The sequence below is a fragment of the Hymenobacter norwichensis DSM 15439 genome, assembly GCF_000420705.1.
Taxonomy (GTDB): Bacteria; Bacteroidota; Bacteroidia; order Cytophagales; family Hymenobacteraceae; genus Hymenobacter; species Hymenobacter norwichensis.
Genome location: NZ_ATVL01000010.1, coordinates 98,327 through 114,028, shown reverse-complemented (window position 1 = coordinate 114,028; position 15,702 = coordinate 98,327). Strand labels below are relative to the sequence as shown.

Annotated in this window: 13 protein-coding genes and 1 tRNA gene; 10 read left to right on the top strand and 4 right to left on the bottom strand. The window is 56.9% G+C overall.

Going from position 1 to position 15,702, the window contains the following annotated elements:
- The first annotated feature begins 140 nt into the window (after nt 1-140).
- The 4 genes from folP to G536_RS28750 all read left to right on the top strand — a co-directional run bounded on the left by folP (nt 141) and on the right by G536_RS28750 (nt 5,347).
- A complete protein-coding gene (folP, locus tag G536_RS28755; RefSeq protein ID WP_022825106.1) occupies nt 141-1,022 on the top strand; it encodes a dihydropteroate synthase in 882 nt (293 codons plus the stop codon).
- Complete coding sequence (gene cdaA / locus G536_RS0118555) at nt 1,019-1,864, top strand: diadenylate cyclase CdaA (RefSeq protein WP_022825105.1); 846 nt, start codon at nt 1,019-1,021, stop codon at nt 1,862-1,864. The genes folP and cdaA overlap by 4 nt, the downstream gene beginning before the upstream one ends.
- A gap of 459 nt (nt 1,865-2,323) precedes the next feature.
- Entirely contained in the window at nt 2,324-3,754 is a 1,431-nt protein-coding gene (locus G536_RS0118550) for a membrane dipeptidase (RefSeq protein ID WP_022825104.1), read from the top strand.
- Nucleotides 3,755-3,898: 144 nt separating this feature from the next.
- Nucleotides 3,899-5,347, top strand: a complete 1,449-nt coding sequence (locus tag G536_RS28750) for a patatin-like phospholipase family protein (RefSeq protein WP_022825103.1) — start codon at nt 3,899-3,901, stop codon at nt 5,345-5,347.
- 136 nt (nt 5,348-5,483) lie between these two features.
- On the opposite strand, the gene kbl is transcribed toward G536_RS28750, so the two are convergent.
- Complete coding sequence (kbl, locus tag G536_RS28745; RefSeq protein ID WP_022825102.1) at nt 5,484-6,731, bottom strand: glycine C-acetyltransferase; 1,248 nt, start codon at nt 6,729-6,731, stop codon at nt 5,484-5,486.
- A 268-nt stretch (nt 6,732-6,999) separates the two neighbouring features.
- Here kbl and G536_RS0118535 point away from each other — a divergent pair, with 268 nt between their 5' ends.
- Both G536_RS0118535 and G536_RS0118530 read left to right on the top strand, forming a co-directional pair.
- Entirely contained in the window at nt 7,000-7,773 is a 774-nt protein-coding gene (locus G536_RS0118535; RefSeq protein WP_022825101.1) for a TerC family protein, read from the top strand.
- A gap of 175 nt (nt 7,774-7,948) precedes the next feature.
- Nucleotides 7,949-9,496, top strand: a complete 1,548-nt coding sequence (locus G536_RS0118530; protein ID WP_022825100.1) for a T9SS type A sorting domain-containing protein — start codon at nt 7,949-7,951, stop codon at nt 9,494-9,496.
- A 74-nt stretch (nt 9,497-9,570) separates the two neighbouring features.
- Here G536_RS0118530 and G536_RS0118525 read toward each other — a convergent pair whose 3' ends face one another.
- Both G536_RS0118525 and G536_RS0118520 read right to left on the bottom strand, forming a co-directional pair.
- On the bottom strand, nt 9,571-10,563 hold the full coding sequence (locus G536_RS0118525; protein ID WP_026880360.1) for an MBL fold metallo-hydrolase: 993 nt from the start codon (nt 10,561-10,563) through the stop codon (nt 9,571-9,573).
- A 136-nt stretch (nt 10,564-10,699) separates the two neighbouring features.
- Nucleotides 10,700-11,839, bottom strand: coding sequence for a cystathionine gamma-synthase (locus G536_RS0118520; RefSeq protein ID WP_022825099.1), 1,140 nt, complete (start codon nt 11,837-11,839; stop codon nt 10,700-10,702).
- A 213-nt stretch (nt 11,840-12,052) separates the two neighbouring features.
- Between G536_RS0118520 and G536_RS28740 the strand changes: the two genes are divergently transcribed.
- The 4 genes from G536_RS28740 to G536_RS0118495 all read left to right on the top strand — a co-directional run bounded on the left by G536_RS28740 (nt 12,053) and on the right by G536_RS0118495 (nt 14,840).
- Entirely contained in the window at nt 12,053-12,979 is a 927-nt protein-coding gene (locus G536_RS28740) for a DUF2167 domain-containing protein (protein ID WP_022825098.1), read from the top strand.
- A 72-nt stretch (nt 12,980-13,051) separates the two neighbouring features.
- Complete coding sequence (locus G536_RS0118510) at nt 13,052-13,762, top strand: TVP38/TMEM64 family protein (RefSeq protein WP_022825097.1); 711 nt, start codon at nt 13,052-13,054, stop codon at nt 13,760-13,762.
- A gap of 125 nt (nt 13,763-13,887) precedes the next feature.
- Nucleotides 13,888-13,961: transfer RNA gene (locus G536_RS0118505), tRNA-Arg, on the top strand.
- A gap of 516 nt (nt 13,962-14,477) precedes the next feature.
- The gene (locus G536_RS0118495) at nt 14,478-14,840 is read left to right on the top strand and encodes a hypothetical protein (RefSeq protein ID WP_022825096.1); all 363 of its coding nucleotides are present in this window, start codon (nt 14,478-14,480) and stop codon (nt 14,838-14,840) included.
- A 121-nt stretch (nt 14,841-14,961) separates the two neighbouring features.
- Here G536_RS0118495 and G536_RS0118490 read toward each other — a convergent pair whose 3' ends face one another.
- Nucleotides 14,962-15,348 (bottom strand): spore germination protein GerW family protein, encoded by a 387-nt coding sequence (locus G536_RS0118490; RefSeq protein WP_026880358.1) that lies wholly within the window; start codon nt 15,346-15,348, stop codon nt 14,962-14,964.
- Nucleotides 15,349-15,702 lie beyond the last annotated feature (354 nt).

Below are 15,702 nucleotides of genomic sequence, written 5' to 3'. Positions count from 1 at the left end.
GGTCTTGGCTTGCTAGGGTCTTAGGAGCTTTGTTTGGCTGCCGATTACCCGTTTGAGGGAGGGGCATCACTCATGCTTACTCAGGGCAATTACCTGGTTCCAGGCTCCCAACAAACCAAGACCCTAAGCCCCCAAAACCCATGTTCCAGGCCCCGCAAGATACGTGTTTTCCGGCCGCGCAAACCCTGCGCTGCCCGCATGGGCGGGTACTCGATATCAGTCGGCCACAGGTGATGGGCATCCTCAACCTCACGCCCGATTCGTTTTTTGCCGATAGCCGCGTGCCGTCCACTGACGACCTGCTGCCCCGCGCTGAGGCCATGCTAAAAGCCGGCGCCGCCATCCTCGATTTGGGCGGTTATTCCTCGCGGCCCGGCGCCGAGCACATCAGCGCCGACGAGGAGAAGCGCCGCCTGCTGCCCGCCGTGGCCGCCATCAAGCAGGCGTTTCCCAAGTCCTTCGTTTCGGTGGATACCTTCCGGGCCGACGTGGCCGCCGAAGCCGTAGCCACCGGCGCCGACATCCTCAACGACATCAGCGGCGGCACCCTCGATGCCGATATGCTACCTACCGCCGGCCGGCTGGGGGTGCCCTACATTCTGATGCACATGCGCGGCACGCCCCAGACCATGACCCAGCACACCCAATACGAGGGCGACATTGTGCTGGAACTGGTGCGCTACTTCCGCGACAAGCTCACCGAACTGCGCCGCTATGGCGTAACCGACGTAGTATTAGACCCTGGTTTCGGGTTTGCCAAAACGCCCGCCCAAAGCCACGAGCTACTGCGCCGCTTGCCTGAGCTGGCGGTGCTGGGCTTGCCCATTCTGGCGGGCCTTTCCCGAAAAAGTATGGTGTACAAGCCACTTGACCTTACTCCCGATGCAGCCCTGACCGGTACTATTGCCGTCAATGCTCTGGCCGTGCTAAACGGGGCCCGGCTGCTGCGCGTACACGATGTGGCCGAGGCCGTACAAACCATTCAGCTCCTTTCTCCCACCTTCCCGCCCGCTTCCCCGTGATTGGCTCCTTTGGCATCGGCTTCCTGCGCATCGGCTGGATAGACGTCATTGACGTGCTGCTAGTTACGGTGCTGTTTTATCAGCTCTACAAGCTGCTGACGGGGAGCGTCGCGCTGAAGATTTTTCTGGGCTTCATGTCCATCTACCTGTTTTATCTGGTAGTGAAGGCGGCAGGCATGGAGCTGCTGACCAGCATTTTGGGGCAGTTTATGAGCGTGGGCGTGCTAGCCGGCATCATCCTGTTTCAGCAGGAAATCCGGCGGTTTCTGCTGAATATCGGCAAGGCCACGGCTTTCGAGAAGATGCGCAACTTTGCCTGGCGTCGCGACTCAGCTGCTGCTTCTGAGCGTATGAACATCACGCCCTTCGTGGAAGCCGCCAAAAGCTTGGCCGGCAAGAACACCGGCGCCCTCATTGCCTTCAACCTGGCCTCCGACCTTACGGTCTTCGCCAACTCCGGCGACTTGATTGATGCCACCGTAAGCAAACGGTTGCTGATGAGCATCTTCAACAAAACCAGCCCGCTGCACGACGGCGCCGTTATCATCAGCCGGGGCCGGATTCAGGCGGCGCGCTGCATTCTGCCGGTGAGCGAAAACCCCGACGTACCGGCTGCCCTAGGCTTGCGCCACCGTGCGGCCATCGGCCTGAGCGAAATAACCGATGCCGTAGTACTGGTAGTGAGTGAGGAAACTGGTCAGATTTCGTTGGTACGTGGCGGGGAAGTGTTCCGCAACTTGGCTCCCGCCGACCTGCGCGCCCGCCTCAACGAGTTCCTGTTCGATATTGCCCCCAAACCCCGCGCCGCCACCGGCACCACTCCCGCCGAAGTGGCCGCGTAATCTGTAGTGCACCCAGCTCAATTGTAGCACGCAAACCAACTCAATCAAGCCTAGTATAGTATGGGCCTTGAGGTAACTATTTCTATGCGCATTCTGCTTCACGTTGGCGTTTGCCCATTGCTAGCACGAGCTTTTCGACAGGATATGTCTAGATGCTGTTATAAATAATAGTATTTTCATATATTAACAGTGCTTTCCGTGCTGTTTGTGCCTGCCTGAGTACTTTGCTCCGGCGCAGCAACTGCTGCTGTGTGCTGTTTTAGGGTTTCTGTTTCCCGTACTTGCGGCCTCCTGGCCGCTTCTTCCTATCCTGGTTGCGCGTACGCTGCGCCGGGTCCACCGTTCGTCGTACCGCCCTCCGAGGCTGGCCTGCTTGCTGCGGGTCAGCGGACTTGGTAATGGGCTTTTATTGCTGGCTTAGGGGCCAGATGCTACGCTTTATTCTACGTCATCCATCCTATGGACCTCATCATCGACTTGCATTGCCACCCCAGTATGAAGCCGTTTGGGCACAGCTTCAAGGCCGACCATCAGCAACAAAACGCCCGCCCATCGTCGCCGGCCTGCGCCTGGTACCACGACCGGCCCACCCTGTTGGATAAAGCCCTGAACTTCGTGGCTCAGCTCACTAAATTCCGGCAGAGCGACTTTGTAAGTAGCCGGGCCGGCCAAGTGCGGGTAACGGTAGCGGCCCTGTATCCGCCGGAGCGTGGCTTCTTTGTGAACAAGCTCGGCACTGGCCCTGTAGGCGACACAGCCCTAGATTTGGCTACAGGCCTAGGCCACAAGCGCATTCAGGCCATTCAGAAGCAGCAAGACTATTTCCTGGATTTGCAGGCCGAATATGAGTTTCTGCGGGGCCTGGATGGGCAGGTCGTGACGCTGCCTTCGGGCGAGAAGGCGCGCTACCGGCTTTGTGGCACTCGCGCTACCTTGGAGGCGGCATTACAGGAACCCAATACCCTGGCCGTGCTGCTGAGCATTGAAGGTGCCCACGCGTTTGGCTGCGGCCTCAACCCCACCCAGCAACCAGCGCAGCTAGCCACGTTGCAGACCCACATTCGGGAAGTAAAGACGTGGCCGCATTGCCCGCTGTTTATCACCTTCGCCCACCACTTCTACAACGAGCTGGCAGGCCACGCAACCAGCCTCACGGGCCTTGTAGCCAAATTCGCCGACCAAAGTATGGGCTTGGGAACAGGCCTGACGGACCTGGGCCGGGCAGTGCTCCGCGAGCTGCTGGATGACACTGCCGGCCGCCGCATTCTGATTGATGTCAAGCACATGAGCCGGCTCAGCCGTCAGCACTACTATGCATTGCTCGATGCCGAGTACGCCGGCCAGGATATTCCAATTGTGGCCAGCCACGGCGCCGTAACCGGCAATGACACCGACCGGCATCTGTTCTGGGATTTCGACATCAACTTCTACGACGAGGATTTGCTGCGCATTGCCCGCTCGGGTGGGCTGCTGGGCTTGCAACTGGATGAGCGACGCGTAGGTTCGCCGGCCGCGCTACGCAAGGCCAAAGGACATTTGCAGCGCCGAAAAATTCTGTTTCACTGGGCTGCTTTGGTTTGGAACCAGGTACAGCACGTTGCCGAACTGCTTGATAGCCACAACCTATTCGCCTGGGGCACCTTGGCGCTAGGTACCGACTTCGATGGCATTGTGGACCCCATCAACGGCTACTGGACCCACGAGGAACTCCCGCTGCTCAGCGACTACTTGCTAAAGCACGCATACAACTACTTAACCAGTGCCGGTAGCCCGCCTCTGAAACTAGCCGCCAACCGTGCCCTAGACGCCGAAGAAGTGGTAAGCCGCATCATGGCCGACAATGCCTTGGCCTTTCTGCTGAAATATCTGCCGGCCGAAAACGGGGCGTAACCAAGTGGAACGCGGCTTTGGAGTAAGCCAAGAGAGTGTAGCACGGCATCCTGCGGCCTGAAAAGCTAAAACTGCGCGGCTCTTTTGGTTCGCAACTATTGATCAGCCTCTTGATAAGCAACCCGAACTATCACAGTGACTACTATGAAAACGCTCACAGCTCAAGACTTTAAAAGCTACGTGCACGCCGATATGCACGAGCTGCACCAGCATCTGGCCCCAAAGCCCAAATGGCGCATTTCCGACGTGACCGACCAGCTGCCGCCCGATGCCCGCGGCTACCGCCATCAGTACGTGGACCTGGTGATGGAAGGCGGCGGCATGCTGGGTATTGCGCTGGTAGGCTACGTGTACGCGCTGGAGCAGGTGGGCATCCGGTTTTTGCAGTTGGGCGGTACTTCGGCAGGCTCCATCAACGCCCTGCTGATGGCCGCCGCTGCCCCGCGCCACGAAACCTCATCGGAGTGGCTTTTGCAGCAGCTGGCCAACAAGAACTTCTACGATTTTGTAGACGGCGACCAGAACGCGCGCAGCTTCACCGAGGAGCTGCTGGAGCCCGACATTACCGATACCGGTGTGATAGGCTGGCTGAAGCGCAAGCTCGACACCGCCGAAGATGCGGCCTCGGCGTTTTCGGTGCGGAAACATATCAGCCGAGACTTTGGTCTGCATCCGGGCCGCAAATTCACGGCGTGGCTGGAACAGCTATTGAAAGAGCGGGGCGTTAACAGCATTGACGAGCTGCTGCACCGGCGGGCGGAAGTGCCTACCGGCGGGCTGCGGCGCCTAGCCTCCAAAGTAAGCGGGGTGCGCGAGGAAACGGCCTATACCTCGGCTTCGCTAAGCCGCTTGGCCATCATCACCGCCGACATTACCACCCAAACCAAAGTGGTATTCCCGGAAATGGCCCCACTGTACTGGCAGGACTGGCGCAGCATCAGCCCGGCCCTGCTGGTACGCGCCTCCATGTCGATACCGTTGTTTTTCCACCCGTACCGCTGCACCAATGTGCCCGGCCACGAGTCGGAGGAGCAGCACACCGAATACCGCAAGGCCTGGGACGCGCTAGGCTACCTCGGCCCCATCCCGAAGGAGGCGCTGTTCGTGGATGGCGGCATCATCTCCAACTTCCCCATCAACGTGTTTCACGACAACACCCAGGTACCGGCTGCGCCCACCTTCGGCGTGAAGCTGGGTATCGACCGGGCCACTTACCAATCCACCGATTCGGTGCTGCAATACCTGGGCGCCATCTTCGACGCGGCTCGCTCGCAGTACGACGCCGACTTCATTCGCCGCAATTCCGACTACCGCCACCTGGTGCACTGCCTGAACGTGGATGGCTTCAACTGGCTGGCTTTCAACATGCCCGACGAGCAGAAGCTGGATTTGTTCCGGGTGGGCGTGCGGGGCGCCGTGGCGTTTCTGAAGGAGTTCGACTGGGAAAACTATCAGAAGCTGCGCAAAGCCAAGGTGGAAGTAGTGAAACGCTCGGCCCGCATGGTAGCGCCCCTCACCTTCGCCCCCGACCCGGACGCCATCAACTTGGAGTGGCCCGGCGGCATGCTGCCCCCCGCCATGCAGGAAACCTGATTGGTAGCAACGGTACCCTAAGTAGCTGGACAGTAGGTGGAATCAGGATTTCAACTACTCACTACCGCCCACTTAAAACACAACGCCCGGCTGTCATGCCGGGCGTTGTGTTTATATTCCTTGCTTGTTAATTCCCTTACGGCGTGTTGGTTACCACCTGGCCAGCTTCGGGCTGGGCGGCGGCGCGGTCTTTGAGGGTGCCAAGCTCCTGCCCTACTTCAATGAAGGCAGCAATGGCCTTGTCTAGATGCTCGCGGGTGTGAGCGGCCGAGAGCTGCACCCGGATACGGGCCTGGCCTTTGGGCACCACCGGGAAGTAGAAACCGACTACGTAAATGCCTTTGTCGAGCATTTTGGCGGCAAACTCCTGAGCCAACTTGGCATCATAGAGCATAACCGGCACAATGGGGTGCTCACCAGGCTTGATGTCGAAGCCCGCCTCGGTCATCTTGTGCCGGAAATACTTGGTGTTTTCTTCGAGCTGGTCGCGGAGCTGGGTGCTTTCGGTGAGCAGCTCCAGTACCCGCAAACTGGCGCCCACAATGGCCGGGGCCAGCGTGTTGCTGAACAGGTACGGGCGGCTGCGTTGGCGCAACATCTCAATCACCTCTTTACGGCCCGACGTGAAACCGCCCATTGCCCCGCCGAGGGCCTTGCCCAGCGTGCCTGTAATGATATCTACGCGGCCGAGCACGTTGCGGTACTCGTGGGTGCCGCGGCCAGTTGCCCCTAGGAAGCCCATGGAGTGGCACTCGTCGATCATCACTAGCGCCTCGTACTTATCGGCCAGGTCACAGATTTTGTCGAGCTGCGCGATGGTGCCATCCATGCTGAACGAACCGTCCGTGACGATAATGCGGTGGCGGGTGCCTTTCTCCTTGGCGTCCTGAAGCTGCTTTTCCAGATCGGCCATGTCGTTGTGGGCGTAGCGGTAGCGCTGGGCCTTGCACAAACGCACGCCATCAATGATGCTGGCATGGTTCAGCGCGTCGCTGATAATGGCGTCCTGCTCGTTGAATAGCGGCTCGAACACGCCTCCATTGGCATCGAAAGCGGCGGCGTACAGAATGGTGTCCTCGGTACCCAGAAACTCGGCCAGCTTGGCTTCCAGCTGCTTATGAATATCCTGAGTGCCGCAGATAAAGCGCACCGACGACATGCCGTAGCCGTGCGTATCGATGGCTTCTTTGGCAGCCTTCACCACCTCGGGGTGCGACGACAAGCCTAGGTAGTTGTTGGCGCAGAAATTCAGCACTTCGCCCCCTTCCTGTGTGGTAATTTCAGCGCCCTGCGGCGAGGTGATAATGCGTTCCTTCTTGTAAAGGCCGGCGTCTTTGATTTCCTGAAGCTGCTGTTCGAGGTCGGGCTGGAGGGTAGTGTACATGGGCGGTGGAAAAGTGAGTGGATACGGAAGGTAGGCTTGGGGCAAAGGTACGGCTACCCATCAAGATACGCAGCCGGCGGGCAGTTGCTTACCTACAATTACTATACGCTGGAAACAGGCCCCTACCCCACTGTTCATACTGCTTGGGCCGTATTATTGATGCAACTTATAGCCCCACAACTACTGTACTGTTTAGAGTGGCTGATTTTCACGGTGGCTACTTCATTACTGGCCGCCCACACCCTGGGCGCCTGGCTTTCCTTTCCGCATGAACGAACACCTGCAACAAATCATCGACAACCCGCTGGCGGCCCTGGCCGTGGTGGGCAACCTGGTTATTATCGAAAGCCTGCTGTCGGTGGACAATGCGGCGGTACTGGCCACGATGGTCGGCGACTTACCCAAGGAGCAGCGCCAGAAAGCGTTGCGCTACGGCATCATTGGGGCCTATGTGTTTCGGGGGCTGTGCATTCTGTTCGCCTCGTTTTTGATTGAGTTTTGGTTTCTTAAGCCGCTTGGTGGCCTCTACCTCTTGTATCTGGCCTACGACTATTTCAAACCGAAAAGCAAGCTTACCTCCGACGAAGACGACCACCCCGACAAGCAAAAAAGCTGGCTTTACCGCCGCACCCTGGGACTGTTCGGGCCGTTTTGGGCTACCGTGGCCTTGATTGAGCTGATGGACCTGGCCTTCTCCATCGACAATGTATTTGCCGTAGTGGCCTTCACCGACAACCTGATTTTGATTTGCCTGGGCGTGTTCATTGGCATTCTGGCCATGCGGCTGGTGGCGCAAGGCTTCGTGGTGCTCATGGCTCGTTACCCCTTCCTGGAAACGGCGGCGTTTCTGGTGATTGGCTTGCTGGGCCTGAAGTTGTTGCTCTCGTTGGTGGAGCATTTCCAGCCAGATTCCGTTTTCAGCCGGTTTTTGGGCAGCCATATCGCCGAAGTCGGCCTGACCGTGCTGACGGTAGCTATGTTTCTGGTGCCCATCCTTACTTCCCTGCTCTTCAACCGGCCCCGCCGCCAGCCGGTGTCGTAGTGCTGCGGGCGGCGGCAACTGCACAGCTTATAGCCTCTGCCCGCAGCGACACTTAGCGCAAATAAATAGGTGGATTTAGCTTCGGCTATTTCAGCTATTATTTCGTTTATTATCCTAGCAGCCAGCCTTTTACGGTTGGCTGCCCTCTTTTATTTACACTATTTATTTTCGGCTTATGCGCACTGCTCTACTGTTCCGCTTCTTGTTTTTTGCGTTGTTCGGCCTCGGAGGCATGCAGAGCGCAACAGCCACTCACGTTTTGGGCGGCGACATTTCCTACACCTACATCCCCGGCTCAGCCTCACGGTACCACATTACCGCTCGGCTGTATGCCCGCGACCCGGCCGCTTGCGGGAACTGTCCTGATCAGGTTCAGGCTCACCTGGTATTTCTGCGCAACGGCTGTTCTCCTACTCAGTCTGGCAGCTTATTCCTTACCATTACGCGTAACCAGACCACGCCTAGAACGCTAGGATGCCCAGGTAGTATTGCTGCTTATCTGGTAAACACCTATGAAACTGACGTAACGCTGCTACCGGGCCAGTGGACGATAAGTGTAGTCAGTGAAAACCGGGCCGCTGGCATTCGCAACCTAGTTAACTCTGGTTCCAGCGGTTCGCAGATAAGCGCGTTTCTGGATAACTCCAGCGGCCTGACCAACTCCTCCCCCCGCTTCACTTCTTTCACTTTGCCTTACGTGTGTAGTGCTCAACCTTACCGGTACAGCTTCAGCACGTTTGAGGCCGATGGTGATTCCTTGGTATATGAGTCTGTGCAGCCAGTAGCAGGCTTGATTGGCTCACCGGACTGTGGAACACCCATAGCATACGCAGGCTATCCGGCAGGTCAGTTTCAGGACCCGGTGAACGGGCAGACTGCATCGTATTTGGCTGGGCAGTTTACCACTGGCTTTCCTCTGCCGTCATTTCGGGCACTAAACGGCGTGGCGGTTCCTCAGTTTGATTTGAATACCGCCAACGGCGACTTGCTTACGACGCCCATCATGCAGGTCGGCTATTACACGGTGGCCGTGCGGGTAAATGAGTATCGCCGCCTAAATGGCAGCTGGACCAAGATTGGCAGCGTTACGCGGGACGTTATTTATCTGCTACTCAATGGTGCCGGCAACCGCAATCCTAGTTTTACGGGCCTTACCGTTGCGGGTGCGTCCACTTCCCAACCCACCGATCAGGCTATTGCGGTAGCGCCCGGCCAAACCGTTTCACTCACGCTCACGGCCACCGACCCAGATGCAGGCCAAACCCTACAACTCAGCAGCGACGTAGCCACAGCTGTGCCAGGGGCATCCTTTCAAACGCAGGGCTCCAACCAGGGCGTACTCACTTGGCAAGTGCCAGCTACCCTCCCGCCGGGCCGCTACAGCCTCACGGTAACCGCCGCCGACAACAGCTGCCCCATCATAGGCTCGGAAGTACGCACCATCAATTTCGTAGTATCAGGACGGCCCCTGAGCACCCGTGCCTCCAGCACCAAAGAGCTAACGGCGTATCCGGTGCCCTTCCACGACCAGGTACAGTTCAAGCTCCCTGTCACTGCCGTACAAACCGTAGTCATTACCGACAATTTAGGCCGCTTAGTAGACACTATCACCAGCCGCCCCGATGGTAGCGTGCAGTGGCAACCCACTGCCTCTGTAGCACCAGGCATCTACTTTGCCCGGCCCACTGGTGGTGGTTATGTCTGCCGGTTATTGCGGCAGTAGCAGCCTCACAAGTAAGTACAGATTTGGGGCAAGAAGGCCGGCCCAGTTTGGAGCTGGCCTTCTTGCGCAAGAGCCTATTTCACAGAATACGTTTGCCACCAGTTGCTTGGCAATGGCCCCTCGGCAACCGCAACGCGCTGGCCAGGTGCGGGCAGGAGCAACGGCACTTCCGGGCCGGCGGCAGCCAGCAGCCGGTCGGCGGGCTCGTGCCAGCTGTGAAAAGCCAGGTTGAACGTAGCCCAGTGCAGCGGCAGTAGCGCACCGCCACCCAAGGCCCGATGCGCTGCCAGGGCGTGGTCGGGGCCCATGTGAATTTCCGCCCATTGCTCATCGTAGGCGCCCACTTCCAGCATCACCAAATCGAAGGGCCCATACGCCGCACCTATTTCCCGGAAGCCCTGCTCGAACGGACCTGAGTCACCCCCGAAAAATGCGCGGTGCGTGGGCCCCAGGATGCACCACGAGGCCCAAAGGGTATTATCACGAGTGAGGCCGCGGCCGGAAAAGTGCCGCGCCGGGGTGGCAGCCAACGTATGGGTGGTGCCTACCGCTATTTCCTGCCACCAGTCCAACTCGTGTATTTGGCTAGCTGCCACGCCCCAGCGGCGCAGGTGCCCACCCACGCCCAACGGGCAGAAAAACGGTACGCCCGTGCCCGCCAACTGCCAGATGGCATCTTTATCGAGGTGGTCGTAGTGGTCGTGCGAGAGGAGTACCCCATCCAGCAGCGGCAGATCGGCGAGTGGCAATGGCGGCGCGAAAAACCGTTTTGGGCCCACTCCTACCGGCGAAGCCCGCAGCCGCCACACCGGATCGGTCAGGAACCGTTTGCCATCAATTTCCAGCAGCGTGCTGGAATGCCCGAACCACGTTACACGCAAGGCACTGCTCGGTACCGGCTCGGCCAGCGCAGTAGCATCAGCCCGGAACGGACCTAGCGGGCGGCGTGGTACCCGTTCCTCTTTGCCAAACAGCTGCCGGCGCAGCATCAGGCCATAATCCCCAGCAATACTGGTGGGCACTACGTTGAGGTACTTTTTGCCAGTAAACTGAGAAGGGGTTTTCATGTGCGGAGAAGGCAACAGATTGTTTTTGTGCCGACGCAGACGCCGAGCCGTTGGATTTACTTTAAAACCCCAAAAGCCGCTCGACACCTTACGGCATCGAGCGGCTTTTCTTGCAAAGTGGCAAAAAGCTAAGCGCCTAACCTATAGCTTGTTTCAAATCTTCCAGCAAGTCCTCAATGTCCTCGATGCCCACGCTCAACCGAATCAGTGAGTCGGAGAGGCCGGCTTTGCGACGCTCCTCGGCCGGAATGCTGGCGTGGGTCATGGTGGCGGGGTGACCGGAAAGGCTTTCCACGCCGCCCAGGCTTTCGGCCAGCGTAAACAACTCCAGCTTTTCAAGTACGGCCACGGCATCTTCCTTCTTGTCACCTTTCAGCACAAAGGAAATCATGCCCCCAAAGTCGCGCATCTGGCGGGCGGCTACCTCGTGGTTAGGATGGTCAGAGAAGCCGGGCCAGAATACCTTTTCCACTTTGGGGTGAGCCTTCAGATACTCGGCTACAGCACGGCCGTTTTCGCAGTGGCGCTGCATGCGGATGTGCAACGTTTTGAGGCCGCGCAACACCAAGAAGCAGTCTTGAGGGCCGGGCGTACCACCGCAGGCGTTTTGCAGGAACCGCAGCCGCTCGTGCAGCTCGTCGTCCTGTACCACTACGGCACCCATCACCACGTCGGAGTGGCCGCCCATGTACTTGGTCAGGGAGTGCATTACCATGTCGGCGCCCAGGTCCAGCGGTGTTTGCAGGTAAGGCGTCGAGAAGGTATTATCCACCACCAGCAGCGCGCCGGCTTTCTTGGCTACTGCCGAAGCCGCCGCAATATCAATAACGTTGAGCAGCGGGTTGGTAGGCGTTTCCACCCAAATCAGGCGGGTTTTCTCAGTTACTGCGGCTTCTACCGCCGCCATGTCGTGCATGGGCACGAAGTGAAACTTGATGCCGTAGTTGGCAAACACCTTGGTGAAGATGCGGTACGAGCCGCCGTACAAATCGTTGGTGCTGATGACCTCGTCGCCGGGCTGAAGCAGTTTGATGATGGTATCAATGGCTGCCATGCCCGAGGCAAACGCCAGCCCGTGCTTCCCGTTTTCCAGCGCCGCCACGGCATCCTGAAGTTGAGTACGGGTAGGATTGTGGGTGCGCGAATACTCGTAGCCCTTATGGTCGCCGGGGGAGCGTTGCACGTAGGTCGAGGTCTGGTAGATGGGCGTCATGATGGACCCGGTTTCGGGGTCGGGATGCACGCCGGCATGGATGGCTTTAGTTCCGAATTTCATTCGTAGAGACTTAGGGGGTTGAACCTGAGGATGGGTGCGCAAAGGTAGAACTATAGGCGTTTCTGCGCGCCGACTAGCTACAACACGCCAATAGCGCTTTCCGCCTACGTACGGCCACTTTATTTTTTAGCAAGTGTCTGTTTGTGCGGCAGTTTACAGGGCTGATTTCTATCTTGCCGGCAAAATATCATTCACTTTTTTCTATCTATCCGCTTGAAAAAATTCTTACTCCTCCTGGTTTACGCTTGGTTACCGGCGCTCAGTTTCGCCGGCTCCACTCCCGCCGATTCAGCGGCCCGCTATAAGGCCGTCGTGGACTCTATGCAGGCCACGCTACACTACCAGACCGGCCGCATAACACTCCCCGACGGCGTGGGCGAAATCACCGTTCCCACCGGCTTCCGCTACCTCGATGCCGCCCAAAGCACTCAGGTGCTCACCAAGTTTTGGGGCAACCCCAACGGCGAGTCGCTGGGCATGCTATTTCCGGCCACCAAAGGCCCACTCGACGAAGGCGGCTGGGCCTTTGTGGTGGAATACGAGAAGATGGGCTACGTGAAAGACGACGACGCCGAAGACATCAACTACGATGATTTGCTCAAGGACATGCAGGAATCATCGGAGGAAGCCAACAAGGAGCGCGCCGAAGCCGGCTATGAGCCGGTGGCGCTGGTCGGCTGGGCCGCTAAACCCTTCTACGACAAAAGCCTGAACGTGCTGCACTGGGCCAAGGAATTGAAATTTGGCGAAGCCACGGAAAACACCCTCAACTATAACGTGCGCCTGCTGGGCCGCAAAGGCGTACTCAACTTAAACGCCGTGGGCTCGATGGGCCAGTTGGCCGAAGTGCGCGGCACCATCCCGGCGGTTATTAAAAGTGTAATGTTCAGCAAAGGCCTGCAATACGCCGATTTCAACCCCGACATGGACGAGGTAGCAGCTTACGGTATCGGTGGTTTGGTAGCGGGCAAGGTGCTGGCTAAGATTGGCTTCTTCGCCGTAATCCTTAAGTTCTGGAAAATCGGGTTAGGCCTGCTAGCCGCCGCCTGGACGGCAATCCGCCGCTTTTTCGGGGCCAAAGCAGAGCCGGAGCCAGCCGGAGCCAGTGGCCCCGCGCCGGATTCGGAGCCGGAAGCGTAGCCGTAGGCACCATTTTTACGTTCATACCTTCGGGCCGGCCGCACAAAGCCGGCCCGTTTGCTTTTGCTGCCTATGGCTTTTCTGAAAGAGCTTTTTCAAAAAAACAGCTCCACCCTACTGTCGATGTTTTTGCTGGTAGCGCTGCCGGTGCTAGGAAGCTCCACGCTCAGCTATGTGCTGTACCGTAACCAAGCCCTATTGGAGCAACTTACGCTGGAGCAGAGCCTGATTTACTTCGTGGTTATTGCCTTTACCATGGCATTCGCTATCACGCCCACCACGTTTGTAGCGCTGGTAACAGGGTTTTATCTGGACTGGCAGGGCCTGCCAGGCATGGTGCTGGCGTACGCACTGGCCGCGCTGGTAGGCTACCAGATTGCCACCTCCCTCGACCACGGCAAGATGCTGCGCTTCCTGCACCACTTCCCAAAGGCCGATGCTGTGATGCGTGAGTTGAAAAACGACAGTTGGCAGCTCATCATTCTCACCCGCATCTCGCCGGTGCTGCCCTTCGCCCTCATGACATTCGTGCTGGCTGTGATGCGCGTAGAGCGGCGGCGGTTTCTGCTGGGCTCGGTGGTGGGTATGCTGCCGCGCAGTTTGTTCTTTTATTGGCTCGGCACCAAGGCTCAGGATGTGTTTGCATTGCTTAATAACCCCGATACCGGCACGACCGGCAAGTTGCTGGTTATCGGCCTGGTGATTGTGTCGTTATTTGGGCTATACTTTCTCTTCAACCGGGCCCTCAAACGCGCATTAGGTGGAACCAGAAGCCCAGAATAACAAAAAAAATCAAACTGACTTTCAGTAGTTTGCGGCTTGCACCGACCAATTCAGCTATAAATTCAGCACATCTTCTTGCTGAACTAAATTTTTAGCTGTTATCTTTGTGCTCCGCAAAGGAAAAGGGTTGTGTAGCTCAATTGGATAGAGCATCTGACTACGAATCAGAAGGTTTAAGGTTCGACTCCTTACACGACCACTTCAAAGGCCCTCAGCTACACGCTGAGGGCCTTTTTCCTTTTTCAGGAAAGTTGGAAAAGCAATTTGCTGAAGAACACGCGACACTGGCTCTAGGCGCGGCCCTTAGCTTCACTTACAAGCAAGTAATAGCCGCATTTCAAGTGTTACTTATCTGCACTGGCATTTGATGCGCTGGTTTGCCCAATTATTGGTCATCAGTAAAGTATGTGACTTACTTCAGCTAGTGGCTATTTGTAACTTATGCTGTCTACTCTTTGCTACATGCGGGTGCGTTGTTGGTCTACCGTATGGCTACTTTGCAGTGCTTTATTAGCACTGTTATAATCCAATATAATTCACATAATTATATTGGCCTTGTTTTTATCGTTACTCAGAGTGCAAAGTATCGATTTCGTCTAAAAACAAGGTCACTTTAATAACGCATGAGGTTACTTTGGCATCATAAAGTACAGAATGCTACACCGCATTTGTACACCTGCCTTTCTCTTCTATCCTTTTCCTCTTTTTTACCTGTATGTCGTCGCCTAAGCAAGCTGTTAAAGAAATCCTGGAAGCTCTTCCTACCCTGCTAGCAGTAGCCGTTGTTGAAACGGAAACTGGCATGCCGTTAGCTGCGCACTCCAACATTGCCGATTTTGATATCGACACCGCCGCTGCCTACAACACGGAGGTTGTCAAGCAAAAACTCAAAGCCATTCAGGCTCTGAAGCTCAACCAAACTGTGCAGGACATCCTGCTCACGCTAACCGATCAGTTGCACGTAATCAAGTTGTCGCCCACCGGAGACAAGTTCATTTATCTGGCCGTTAATTCCCGCGACACCAACTTGGCCGTTGCCCGTCAGATTCTGAAGTCTCAGACCGCAGTATTGGCTTAAGCAAAGCCTAATTAAACGAAAAAGCCCGCTGGTACTACCAGTGGGCTTTTTCGTTTTTATTGTTACTTAGGCCAGATTCATTAACAACTAGCAACACGCAGAACGAACAGCCAGTACTACGTTATTTGCGGCTAGGTAGCAGTTTGGGTACACTGCGCAGTAACAGTAGCGCAATTAAGCCGCTTACCGCTACTAGGGGTACTGTAGTGGAATGAATACGCCGGAAGCGCGTTCGGCCCTCCCGTATTTCGATGTAGCCGACTGGAATCAGTGATACGCCTCCGCCCCCTCCGGAGCCCCCGCCGGCATGGTTGCCGTCTTCCTCTTTGTTTTCGCCGCTCCCGCCCCCCCCACCAAAGCCGTAGCGAGCCTGGGCCACCGAAATTACGGTTACCCCACCACGCTCGACGGGCGTACCAAAGATGGTTTGCGCAGAAATGGAAGAGCTAAGCTGGTGAGCCAATTTTTCCACTAGTGAAGATGGCACAGAAGTAAAAGAAGTGGACATGTTGCTGGGGAATGGTGAACTGTAAAGTAACCGCACCTATCGTATCAAATGGCTTTCAGATGGCAATATTTTACGTCGTTGAGACTGTTTTACGCTTACTTACTAGGCAAGAAACACTAGCCGCTAGTTTAACACGCCCGACCGAAAGTGAAGCTACACTGTATATTGCGGTAAGCCTACTCACAGCTGTTAGGCGCTTCACTTAGCAACGAAAGTTGGCATAGACCTAGCTAGTGCCGCCGCAGTACCGACTGATTAACCCTTGAGGGAACCGCTGTGGTTGGATGCGCAGAATAAGTTCGGTGAGGTTTCTGCCCTGCTATAAGCGTATTCGCCTTTCTTTCGGCGTTGGCA